We start from the raw sequence: 11,649 nt of genomic DNA, 5'->3' as shown, positions 1-11,649 counted from the left end.
GACGTATTCGTCGTCCACCGTCTCGGTCACCGTGAAGCGGCCCTTGTCGCCCTCGGGCAGGATGTCCGCGCCCGGACGCTCCACGAGGCCGAAGGGATAATAGCCGTTGCCGCCGAGGTTCACGCCGTTGTGGCAGCTCGCGCAGCCCGCCTCGAGGAAGGTCTCGAGGCCCGCGACCTCTTCTTCGGTCATCGCGTCGTCGTTGCCGTTGAGCCAGGCGTCGAAGGGCGCGGGCGTGATCAGCGTCGCCTCGAAGGCCTCGATGGCCTTGGCGAAGTTGTCGAAGGTGACCGGGTCATCCTCCGCCGGGAAGGACTCCTCGAACCATTCGACGTATTCGGGCATCGAGTTCAGCGTCTTGAGCACGTTCTCCGGCGTGTTCGCCATCTCGACGCCCGCCTGCACCGGGCCCTTCGCCTGCTCGGCGAGGTCGGCGGCGCGGCCATCCCAGAACTGCGCCTCGTTGAAGACGGCGTTGAACACCGTGGGCGAGTTGCGCGGGCCCGTCTGCCAGCCGTGGCCGATCGAGACCGGCATGTTGTCGTCGCCGCCGGTGCCCACGTTGTGGCAGGAGTTGCAGGAGAACACGCCCGAGGCGGACATGCGCGGGTCGAAGAAGAGCGCCTTGCCGAGATCGATCTTCTCGGGGGTGACGACGTTGCCCTCGAGCGCCGGAACGGTCGAGGGCACCGGGCTGAACATGTCGAGCGCCCAGTCGCGAAGCTCTTCCTGTGCCAGTGCGGGGCTGGCCAGCGCGAGCGCGGCAGCGCTTCCGGCCAGCGTGGCTTTGAGGGATTTCATGCGGGCCTCCTTGGTCCGTAGGTCGTGCGTTTCCGCTCACTCATCGCCCGGGGCGGGGATCGCTTCCTTGACCTGCGTCAAGTCCGGGACGCATCCTGAAAATCCGTTCGGCGAATGGCGCGGCGGGACGCTCGCCCGCGCGCCGGTCGGTCCTCGCGCCCGCGACAACGCCCGCAACCGGGGGAGCGTGGCGGCACGCGCTTTCGCGATCAACTGCGATCTGTCAGGAAAACTTGACAATTCGAGGCGACCGAGTCGACACTCGCGCCAAGCGACCGGAGCCGCGCATGACCCTGCCCCCGTCCGACCTCGACCTCCCCGCGGGGATCGCCGCGCCGGCGCTCGGCGGCGCGGCCCGGCCCGGCCTCTGCACTGACTGCGGCGTCTCGCGCATGGACGACGGCCGGGCCTGCGGGCGGGCCTGCCAGTTCATCCGCCCCGACTATCCCGGCCTCGAGGCGAAGGCGCACGGCCGCGCCGCCGACCCGGAGCACGGCGAAGAGGCCTTCTTCGGCGTCGCCCGCGCGATGTGGCGCGCGCGCCTCGATCCGCCCGCCGACGGCGCGCAATGGACCGGCATCACCACCGCGCTCGCCGCCGAGCTCTTGCGCAGCGGTACGGTGGACGCGGTCCTCGCCGTCGCGCCGCACCCCGACGACCGCTGGAAGCCGCAGCCGGTGATCGTGACCGACCCCGACGCGATGGCGCGCTGCCGGGGGATGCGGATGGGCTACGCGCCGACGCTCGCGCTCCTTGAGCCCGCGCGCGCGGCCGGGCACCGGCGCATCGCGCTGGTGGGCATCCCCTGCCAGGTCTACGCGCTGCGCGCGCTGGAGGACGAACTCGGCTTCGACCGCATCTACGTGATCGGCACGCCCTGTTCGGACAACACGACGACCGAGAACTTCCACCACTTCCTCGCCCGGCTGGACGACCGGCCCGAGACGATCAGCTATCTGGAGTTCCGCGCCGACTACCGCGTCGAGCTGCGGTTCGACGACGGGCGCAAGCCGCGTTTCATCCCGTTTCTGAAACTGCCGCTCTCGGACCTTCCGGCGGATTTCTTCCCGATGACCTGCAAGACCTGCGTGGACTACACCAATCGCCTCGCCGACGTGACGGTGGGCTACATGGCCGGCGACGGCGAGCAATGGGTGATCGCGCGCAACGCCCGCGGCGAGGAGATGCTCGCCGCGCTCGGCGACCGGCTGACAACCGCGCCGCTCACCGACAAGGGCAAGCGCGACGCGGCCGTGAAGGGCTTCATGGTCAACACCGAACGCGCGGCGGGCGGCCTGCCGCTGCGCCGGATGCCCAACTGGGTGCGGCCCATCGTGGCCTGGCTGCAGCCGCGCACAGGGCCGCGCGGGCTGGAGTTCGCCCGCACGCGGGTCGAGATGAAGGCGATCGAGACCGTTCTGCACCTGCGCCGCGCGCATCCCGCGAAGATGAAGAACATGGTGCCCGACCACGTCTGGCGGCTCGCCGCGCGCTACGGCCTCACGCCCGAGCCTGGCGAGCGCGACAAGGGAGGCTGACCGGCCCGGCGTAGGGTGCGTGCTTGCACGCACCTGCGCCACCACGTCCGTAGCGGTGCCTGCAAGCACGCACCCTACCCTGCCAGCAGCGATTCGGCGGCGGCGCGGGCCTCGGCGGTGATGCGGTCGCCGGCGAGCATCCGGGCAAGCTCCTCGACCCGGCCCGCGGCGTCGAGGGCCGCGATGTCGGTCAGCGTGACGCCGTCGTCCACGCGCTTGCTCACCCGCCAGTGATGCGCGCCGAGCGCCGCGACCTGCGGCGAATGGGTCACCACCAGCACCTGCCCGCCGTCGGCGAGCGCCTTGAGCCGGCGGCCCACGGCGTCGGCGGTTGCGCCGCCCACGCCGCGGTCGATCTCGTCGAAGATCATGGTCACGCCGCGGTCGTGCGCGGCGATGCAGACCTTGAGCGCGAGCAGGAAGCGGCTGAGCTCCCCGCCGGAGGCGATGCGGTCGAGGGGGCCGGCCGGTGCGCCCGGATTGGTCGCGACCATGAACTGCACCGCGTCGCGGCCCTCCGGCCCCGGCTCGGCCTCCGCGATGCGCGTCTCGAAGGCCGCGCGCTCCATCCGCAGCGGCGCGAGCTCGGCCGTCACCGCGGCGTCGAGGCGCCCGGCCGCCTCCTGCCGCGCGGCGGTGAGCGCCCCGGCGGCGGCGGCATAGGCGGCCTCGGCCTCCTGCGCCTCGGCGCGCAGGCGCGCGATCTCCCCCTCGCCCGCGTCGAGCGCCTCGAGGCGCGCGCGCAGGCGGTCGGCCAGATCCGGCAGCTCGTCGGGCATCACCTGATGCTTCCGCGCGAGGCCGCGGATGGCGAAAAGCCGCTCCTCCACCTGTTCGAGTTCCAGCGGATCGAAGGCGAGCGCCTGCAGCACCTCCTCGACGCCCGAGACCGCCTCGCCGAGTTCGACCATCGCGCGGGAGAGCGCGGCGAGCGGCTCCTCGAGCCGGCCCTCGGTCGTCTCGGCCGCGCCCTCGAGCCAGCGCAGCGCGTCGCCCATCGCGCCCTCGGCGCCCTGCGGGCCGAGGGCCGCCTGCGCGCGCGCCACGTCCTCGCGCACGCGCTCGGCGCCCTGCATCATGCGGCGGCGGGCGTCGAGCGCCTCCTCCTCGCCCGGCTCGGGCGCGAGATCGTCGAGTTCGCCGGCCGCATGGCGGAGATACTCCTCCTCCGCGCGGGCCTCGGCGAGCGCGGCCTCCGCCTCCTCCAGGCGCTTTTTCGCCGCGCGCCGTTCACCCCAGGCGGCGCGGACCGCGGCGAGCGGCTCCTCGAGCCCGCCGAAGGCATCCAGGAGGCCGCGATGCGCGCGCGGGTCCAGAAGGCCGCGGTCGTCCTGCTGGCCGTGGAGTTCGACAAGCGTCTCCGAGAGCCGGCGCAGGATCTCGCCCGAGACACGCCGGTCGTTGACCCAGGCGGTCTTGGCGCCGCCGCGCCGGTTCGCCCGGCGCAGAAGCAGCGTGTCCTCCTCGTCCGGCAGCCCCGCCTCGGCGAGCACGGCATGCGCGGGGTGATCGGGCGTGAGCGCGAACTCGGCCACTACTTCGCCCTGATCGGCGCCTTCGCGGACAAGCTCCGCCCGCCCCCGCCAGCCGAGCACGAAGCCGAGGCAGTCGAGCAGGATCGACTTGCCCGCCCCCGTCTCGCCGGTGAGCACGTTGAGACCCGGCCGGGCGCGAAGCTCCAGCCGGTCGATGATCAGCATGTCCCGGATGTCGAGGGCACGCAGCATGCAGGCTACGCCCCGCGTCTCACAGCCATTCGCCTCTGAGCACCTGCCGGTAGATGGCCGAAAGCCAGTTGTCGCCGCGCGCCTCGGGTTCCAGCCCCTCACCCGTCAGGAGCGCGTAGCTGTCCTCGTACCAGTCGGAGCCCTGATAGTTGTATCCGAGGATCGCCCCCGCGGTCTGCGCCTCGTCGGTGAGCCCGAGCGAGAGATAGGCCTCGACCAGCCGGTGCAGCGCTTCGGGCGTGTGGGTCGTGGTCTGGAAATCCTCGACGACCACGCGGAAGCGGTTCACGGCCGCGGCATAGTTCCCGCGCTTCAGGTAATAGCGGCCGACTTCCATTTCCTTGCCGGCGAGATGGTCGAAGGCCAGTTCGAACTTGAGGATCGCGGAGCGCGCGTACTCGCTTTCCGGGTAGCGCTCGATCACCTCGCGGAGCGCCTGAAGCGCCTGAAAGGTGACGCCCTGGTCGCGGCCGACATCCTCGATCTGATCGTAATAGCTGAGTGCCAGCAGGTACTGCGCATAGGCCGCATCGTCGGTCGCGGGGTAGACATCGAGATAGCGCTGCGCCGCGGCGCGCGCCTCCTCGTAGTTGCCCTCCTCGTGCCAGGCGAAGGCCTGCATGATGAGCGCGCGCTCGGCCCATTCGGAATAGGGATACAGCCGCTCGATCTCCGAGAAATAGGAGGCCGCGTCCTCGTGGCGGTTGCGCGCGAGCTCGAATTCCCCGCGTTCGAAGATCTGTTCGGCGCTGAAGGAGTCGAGCGGCGCATCATCGTCGACGCCGCCGGGCGGCCGGTCGCCGCACCCTGCCACCAGCGCCACGAGCAGTCCCGCGGCGATTGCCCTGCTCAGCACCTTCGTGCCCGTCATCCGCACTCCACCCCATCCGCGCGCCGCCACCCGCGGCGCGCGCTTCTTCGCGCCGGTCCTAGCACAGTTGATTGCGAGGCAAAACGTCTTTGCACCCGCGGCGCGCCCGCGTCAGGCGACCGCCGGCATCTCCCCGAGATCGGCGCCGACGCCCGGCAGGCGCGCTGCCCGCGCGCCGCTGCAGGTCACCATGCGCACCGCACCCGGCGTCGCGAAAAGCTTGCGCAGCAGGGCATTGGTGAGCGCGTGGCCGGCACGGTGACCGGTGTACCGCCCGAGCACCGGGCCGCCCGCAAGCGCGAGGTCGCCCACGGCATCGAGCATCTTGTGCCGCACGGCCTCGTCCGCGCGGCGCAGACCGCCCGGGGAGAGCACGCAGGCGCCGTTCACCACCACCGCGTTGTCGAACGTGCCCCCGAGCGCGAGCCCGGCCGCGCGCATCGCCTCGACATCCTGCTGGCGGCAGAAGGTGCGCGCATCGCAAAGCTCGCGCACGAAGGCGCCATTGCCCAGATCGAGCGCCAGGTCCTGCTGTCCGATCGCCGGATCGGGAAAGTCGATGTGGAAGGCCATTTCGACCCCCTCCGCGGGCGAGAGCGCGGCCCAGCCCGTCTCGGTCTCGACACGCACCTCGCGCAGGACCTCGAGCGCGCGCACAGGCGCCGGCAGCCGCTGCGCCCCGCAGGCGAGGAGCGCCCGCACGAAGGGCGCGGCCGAGCCGTCGAGAATCGGAACTTCCGGACCGTCGATCTCGACGAGCGCGTTGTGGATTCCGGTGCCGGCGAGCGCCGCCATCACGTGCTCGACGGTGGAGACGGAGATGCCTGCGCCGTTGACCAGCCGCGTGCAGAGCGGCGAGGTTGTCACCGCCTCCCAGTGCGCCGGTACGACCGGGTCGGTTCCGGCCTCGGTGACGTCCATCCGCCGGAACCGGATGCCATGGTCCACCGCGGCGGGCCGGATCACCATGCGCGCCGGTCGCCCCGAATGCAGGCCGACGCCATCGAAGCGCACGTTCTGTCTGACTGTGTTCTGCACGGTTGCTGCCCCCGATCACCACCCGCGACGCCCTGCCCGCGTCGCCCGGGTTATGGTGAGGATCGTGTTAACGCGCCTGGCGCGGGAAGCTCAATTCACGCTTTGCGACGCTCTGCAACAGTGCCGCATCGGAACGCAGGCACCGGAAATCACATCCGTTTTCAACGTGAAAGGACCGCCCGAAGGCGGCCCCGACAAGACGCTGCGCCTGCGTGGCGCGTCAGTTCGCCTGACGCCGCAGGAAGGCCGGGATCTCGATCCGCTCCTGATCCGGATCCTGCTCGTCGTCGTGATCGTAGGGCGCGCTCTCGGCGCTGCCGAGTGCGGGCGGCGTGCGCCGTTGCGCAGGCGCCGGCGCCTTCTGCCCCGACTCGCTTCCGGTCATCCGGTTGATGAGCGAATTGATCCCGAAGCGCGACCGCTCGGCCGGCGCGTCCTCGACCTCGCGCGCGGCCTCTCCGGAGGGGCGCGGGGCGCGGCGCACGGCCTGCTCGAGGCGGGCCCGCGCCTCCGGCGAGGGGGCGCCCGGCGACGACGGCTGCGACGCGACGAAGCGCTCGGAGGCATCCTCCGTCTCGACGCTTGCGGCCGGGCCCTCCGTCTCGGCGTGGCGCGGCTGATAGGCGGGCGGCGGCAGATCGTCCTCGACCGGCTCCTCCGTCACTTCGGCCTGCGCAAAGAGCGGTCCCTCTTCCGCAGCCTCGGCCACCTCGGCCGCGGCAGGTGCCTCGTAGGGCTCGGGCGCGGCCGGCGCCTCCGTCCGGTCGGGCTCGGCCGGCTGTTCGGTCTCGGCCCGATCCAGCGGGCGCGACAGCGGGCGGCGCGGCACGGGCACGTCCTGCTGCTCGGCGGTCACGTCGATGCCGGTAGCCACGACCGAGACACGCATCATGCCCGCCATTTCGGTATCGAGGGTGGAGCCGACGATGATGTTGGCGTCCGGGTCGACCTCTTCACGGATGCGGTTCGCCGCCTCGTCGAGCTCGAAGAGCGTCAGGTCGTGCGCGCCGGTGATGTTGATCAGCACGCCCTTGGCGCCGCGCAGCGAGATCTCGTCGAGGAGCGGGTTGGCGATCGCCTTCTCGGCGGCCTGGATCGCGCGATCCTCGCCTTCGGCCTCGCCGGTGCCCATCATGGCCTTGCCCATCTCGTCCATCACCGCGCGCACGTCGGCGAAATCGAGGTTGATGAGGCCCGGCCGCACCATGAGGTCGGTGACCCCCTTCACGCCCTGGTAGAGCACGTCGTCGGCCAGCGAGAACGCCTCGGTGAAGGTCGTCTTCTCGTTGGCGAGGCGGAAGAGGTTCTGATTCGGAATGATGATGAGGGTATCGACGACCTTCTGAAGGGCCTCGACGCCCTCCTCGGCCTGCCGCATCCGCTTGCCGCCCTCGAACTGGAAGGGCTTGGTCACGACGCCGACGGTCAGCACGCCGAGTTCCCGCGCGGCCTGCGCGATGATCGGCGCCGAGCCGGTCCCGGTGCCGCCGCCCATGCCGGCGGTGATGAAGCACATGTGCGCCCCGGCGAGGTGATCGACGATCTGCTCGATCGATTCCTCCGCGGCCTTGGCGCCCACGCTGGCCCGTGCCCCGGCGCCCAGCCCCTCGGTCACCTTCACGCCGAGCTGGATGCGGTGTTCGGCGCGGGTCTGCTGCAACGCCTGCGCGTCGGTGTTCGCCACCACGAACTCGACGCCGCCGAGCTCCTTGTCGATCATGTTGTTGACGGCGTTGCCCCCGGCACCGCCCACCCCGAAGACGGTTATCCGGGGCTTCAGCTCTTCCTGCCCGGGCAGGGAAAGGTTGAGTGTCATCGCTCTGTCCGCCTGTCGTTGTCCGGCCCCGTTTCGCGAGCCCTGGATCTGCCTGTCTGGGGCGATCCTATCGACTTGTCGCCAATTCGTCACGAGAAAAAGCGCCGAAACCCGCCAAATATGGCGCGGATTTGGCTATCATTAGCGGTATTTTGCCGGCTTGCGGACATCTGGGGGTTACCAGTTCTCGCGCAACCATCGCACCGCGCGGCGCAGGCTTCGTGCCGGGTAGCTGTCGGCGGGAATCTCGAAATCCCACCACTCGTCCTGCGGATGCGCGGCGAAGAGGCAGAGGCCGACCGCGGCCGAGAAGCCGGGCCCCGTCACCGACTGCGGCAGCCCGTGCACCCGCATCGGCCGGCCGAGGCGCACCCGCTGGCCGAGGATTCGCGCCGCGAGACCGTCGAGGCCGGGCACCTGGCTCGCCGCGCCGGTGAGCACGATCTGCTGGCTCGGCAGATGCTCGAAGCCGGCCGCGTCGAGGCGCGCGCGCACCTCCTCGAGGATCTCCTCGACCCGGGGACGGATGATGCCGATGAGTTCCGCGCGGCTGACCCTGCGCCGGTCGTGCTCCCAGTCGCCGGTGTCGCCGCCGATCTCGATCATCTCGCGGTCGTCCATGCCGGTGGCCACCACCCCGCCGTGGAAGGTCTTGATCCTCTCGGCGACCGAGGTCGGCACGGACAGCCCCATCGAGATGTCGCCGGTCACGTGATCGCCGCCCATGCGCACCGAGTCGGCGTAGATCATGTGCTTCTTGATGAAGATCGACACGCCGGTGGCGCCGCCGCCCATGTCGATGCAGGCCGCGCCGAGTTCCTGCTCGTCCTCCACCAGCGCCGAGATGCCCGCGCAATAGGCCGAGGAGGCGAGGCCCGCGAGTTCCATGTCGCAGCGCTTGACCGCGTGCGCGAGGTTCTGCACCGCCTGCGCGTCCACCGTCAGCATGTGCATGTCCGCCGCGAGCGTGTTGCCGATCTGCCCGCGCGGGTCCGAGAGCCCCGTACGGTGGTCGAGCGCGAAGTTCACCGGCTGCGCGTGCAGCACCTCGCGCCCCTCGCCGTAGTCGGGCACGTCGCAGGCGGCGAGCACGCGCGCGACGTCCTGCTCGCTCACCGTCTGCTCTGCGACCTCCACCTGCCCGGCGAGGCCGTAGGACCGCGGTTCGGCGCCCGAGAAGCTGGCGATCACGTGATCGACGCGGATCTGCGCCATGTTCTGCGCGGTCTTGAGCACGGTGCGGATGGCGAGCTCGGTCTCCTGCATCGCCGCGATCTCTCCGAAACGCACACCGCGCGAGCGCGTCGTGGCCGCGCCGATCACGCGGAACCCCGCCTGTCCGGCCAGCGGCCCGACCCCGTCCGAGGGCCGCGCGCCGTCGGCGCCGTCGAAGCGCAGCACGAGGCAGGCGATCTTGGAGGTGCCCACGTCGAGAATCGCCACCACGCCGCGCTGCATCGCCGCCTTGCGCATCGCGCGCATCGCGCGCTGGGATTGATAGAGCTCGTTCATGCCGCCTCAGTCCTCTCCCCATTCGATCCGCCGGATGCGGTGAAGTTCGTCCACCGCCGGCGGATTGAGCCGAAGCGTCGGCCGCTCGGCGAGCCGCATGTCCACCGCCGCCACGTCCCGCGCCAGCAGATCCTCTGCGCCATCCATCGCGATCACGCGGTCGAGCGCATCGCGCGGGCGATCGACCGGCAGCATGATCCGTTGCCCGCGGTCGAGCACGAGATCCCAGCGCCGCTCGCCCACGCGCAGGAGCCCGCGCACCCGCGGCGCGAGCGGCCGCGCCGCCGCCAGAAGCGCGCGCGCCTCGGTCACGTGCCCGTCGGCGCCCGCCCCCGCGATCAGCGGCAAGTCGGGCCTGTCCGCCCGCGCGGCGATCTCGCGCACGACGTGCCCGCCGGTGTCGAGCAGGCGCAGGCCCTCGGCGCTGCGCCAGACCACGGCCGGCGTGCGCTCCTCCACCGCAAGCTGCAGGACGCCACCGGGGCGGATGCGCAGGCTCACCGATTTCACCGGCGCGAGCGCGGCGACCTCGGCGCGCAGGGCGTCGAGGTCGAGGTCGAAGCTCGTCGTCGGCAGGTCGAGTTGCAGCGTCGCGCGGATCTCCTCCGCGAGGTCGACGCTCGCCCCGTCGATCGCCATGAGCTCCACCCGGAACTCCGGCCGGCTCTCGATCGCCGCACGCGCCTCGGCGACATGGCCCAGCAGATGGTCGCGCCGCGCGGCATCGCCGAGCCAGAGCGCGCCGGCCGCAACGACGGCGGCGACCGGCAGGCCCATGCGCAGCGCCACCCGGACGCTCGGCGTGAGCATGACCCGCTGCATCCGGAACGCCCAGCGCGACGGCGCCGGATCGCGCCGGGGCGCCGCGGCCCGGCGCCGGGTCAGCGGCCACATGACGCATCCTCCACCATCCAGCGACAGAGCGCGCCGAACCCCATGCCCGCCGCGCGCGCCTGCTCGGGCGAGAGCGAGGTGGGCGTCATGCCGGGCTGCGTGTTGAGCTCCAGCACCACGAGCCCCTCGGCGCCCCGGCTTTCATCCCAGCGGAAATCGGTGCGGCTCACCCCCCGGCAGCCGAGCGCGGCATGCGCGCGGATCGCGTAGTCCTCGCAGAGCGCGGCGATCTCGTCGGGGATCTCGGCCGGCAGGACGTGGCGCGAGCCGCCGGGGGTGTACTTGGCGGCATAGTCGTACCAGCCCTCGGTCACGATGTCGGTGACGCCGAGCGCGCGCGCCTCGCGCTGCACCGGCCCGGCGCCGAGCACGGTCGTCGTCAGCTCGCGCCCGGGCGCGAAGGCCTCGACCATCACCTCGGCGGGCATCTCGGGGCCGAGCGCGGGCGGCGCCGCGGCCTCCCTCTCCACGATGTAGACGCCGACGGAGGAGCCCTCGGCGTTCGGCTTGATGACGTAAGGGGGCGGCAGGACATGCGCCGCCTCGGCCTCGGCCTGCGGCACGATCCGGCTCTCGGCCACGGGCAGGCCGACCTCGGCGAAGGCCGCCTTCGCGCGCTGCTTGTCCATGGCGAGGGCGGAGGCCAGGACGCCGGAATGCGTGTAGGGCAGGCCGAGCCATTCGAGCAGGCCCTGCACGCAGCCGTCCTCGCCCCAGCGGCCGTGCAAGGCGTTGAGCACCACGTCGGGCGCCGCCTCGGCCAGCCGCGCCGGCAGGTCGCGGCCCGCGTCGATCTCGACCGCCTCGACGCCCTCATCCCGGAGTGCCGCGGCGCACTCGCGGCCCGAGGAGAGCGACACCTCCCGCTCGGCCGAAAGACCGCCCATCAGAACCGCCACTCTGGGGTGTGTCCTGCCCGACATCCCCGCGCTCGCCTCGCACTGCCCCTCGGGTCTCGGCCCGAATTGTCATACCCCGCGCGGCGGATGCCGGCCGGGCCGTGTGGTCTTGGTGTGCGGCGGACTGCTGTCTGCCTCAGTCGCGCCTGCCTCGGTCGCGCCGGGCTTCTGCGTCGTCCCGGCTCTCGTCGGGGGCCGGTTGACCGACCCTCATGACTTCCCAGTCTAGCTCTATTCCGCTTGATTGGAAAACCCTTTTTCGGACGCGCTCGCCCAGCGCCTCGAGGTCCGCGGCCGTCGCGCCCCCGGCGTTGACGAGGAAGTTGGCGTGTTTTTCCGACATCACCGCGCCGCCCTCGCGCGCACCGCGCATCCCCGCCTCCTCGATCAGCTTCCAGGCCTTGAGATCGTGGGTGTCATCCGCCCGGCCGGTCGAGGAAAACCCGGCGGGGTTGCGGAAGGTCGAGCCGGCGGTGCGCTCTTTCGTGGGCTGCGTCGCGTCGCGCCGGGCGAGCTGCTCCGCCATCCGCGCAAGCAGCGCCTCGGGGTCGCC

At 71.7% G+C, this 11,649-nt stretch carries 9 protein-coding genes and 1 pseudogene; 1 reads left to right on the top strand and 9 read right to left on the bottom strand.

Annotated elements, in window-relative coordinates; all coding sequences use genetic code 11:
• Window positions 1-801: cytochrome-c peroxidase (locus ACESL7_RS07220; RefSeq protein WP_372892641.1), on the bottom strand; the 801-nt coding region annotated here is incomplete at its 3' end.
• Between the two features lie 287 nt (window positions 802-1,088).
• Here ACESL7_RS07220 and ACESL7_RS07215 point away from each other — a divergent pair.
• Window positions 1,089-2,339 (top strand): Coenzyme F420 hydrogenase/dehydrogenase, beta subunit C-terminal domain, encoded by a 1,251-nt coding sequence (locus ACESL7_RS07215; protein ID WP_372892640.1) that lies wholly within the window; start codon window positions 1,089-1,091, stop codon window positions 2,337-2,339.
• 74 nt (window positions 2,340-2,413) lie between these two features.
• Here the strand turns inward: ACESL7_RS07215 and recN are convergent, their stop codons facing one another.
• The 8 genes and pseudogenes from recN to ACESL7_RS07175 form a co-directional block, all read right to left on the bottom strand.
• Window positions 2,414-4,066, bottom strand: a complete 1,653-nt coding sequence (recN, locus tag ACESL7_RS07210; protein ID WP_372892639.1) for a DNA repair protein RecN — start codon at window positions 4,064-4,066, stop codon at window positions 2,414-2,416.
• A gap of 19 nt (window positions 4,067-4,085) precedes the next feature.
• Window positions 4,086-4,937: an outer membrane protein assembly factor BamD gene (locus ACESL7_RS07205; protein WP_372892638.1), complete on the bottom strand. Its 852-nt coding sequence runs from the start codon at window positions 4,935-4,937 to the stop codon at window positions 4,086-4,088.
• A gap of 111 nt (window positions 4,938-5,048) precedes the next feature.
• The gene (gene lpxC, locus ACESL7_RS07200) at window positions 5,049-5,975 is read right to left on the bottom strand and encodes a UDP-3-O-acyl-N-acetylglucosamine deacetylase (RefSeq protein ID WP_372892637.1); all 927 of its coding nucleotides are present in this window, start codon (window positions 5,973-5,975) and stop codon (window positions 5,049-5,051) included.
• A gap of 220 nt (window positions 5,976-6,195) precedes the next feature.
• Entirely contained in the window at window positions 6,196-7,791 is a 1,596-nt protein-coding gene (gene ftsZ / locus ACESL7_RS07195) for a cell division protein FtsZ (RefSeq protein WP_372892636.1), read from the bottom strand.
• 177 nt (window positions 7,792-7,968) lie between these two features.
• A complete protein-coding gene (gene ftsA, locus ACESL7_RS07190; RefSeq protein ID WP_372892635.1) occupies window positions 7,969-9,303 on the bottom strand; it encodes a cell division protein FtsA in 1,335 nt (444 codons plus the stop codon).
• 6 nt (window positions 9,304-9,309) lie between these two features.
• Entirely contained in the window at window positions 9,310-10,197 is an 888-nt protein-coding gene (locus ACESL7_RS07185; protein ID WP_372892634.1) for a cell division protein FtsQ/DivIB, read from the bottom strand.
• The gene (locus ACESL7_RS07180; protein WP_372892633.1) at window positions 10,185-11,120 is read right to left on the bottom strand and encodes a D-alanine--D-alanine ligase; all 936 of its coding nucleotides are present in this window, start codon (window positions 11,118-11,120) and stop codon (window positions 10,185-10,187) included. The genes ACESL7_RS07185 and ACESL7_RS07180 overlap by 13 nt, the downstream gene beginning before the upstream one ends.
• 112 nt (window positions 11,121-11,232) lie before the next feature.
• Window positions 11,233-11,649 (bottom strand): annotated as a pseudogene (locus tag ACESL7_RS07175) (UDP-N-acetylmuramate dehydrogenase); the annotation flags it as partial.

It is taken from the genome of Rhodosalinus sp. (genome assembly GCF_041685465.1).
Taxonomy (GTDB): domain Bacteria; phylum Pseudomonadota; class Alphaproteobacteria; order Rhodobacterales; family Rhodobacteraceae; genus Rhodosalinus.
This window is presented reverse-complemented; position numbering and strand designations above follow the sequence as displayed.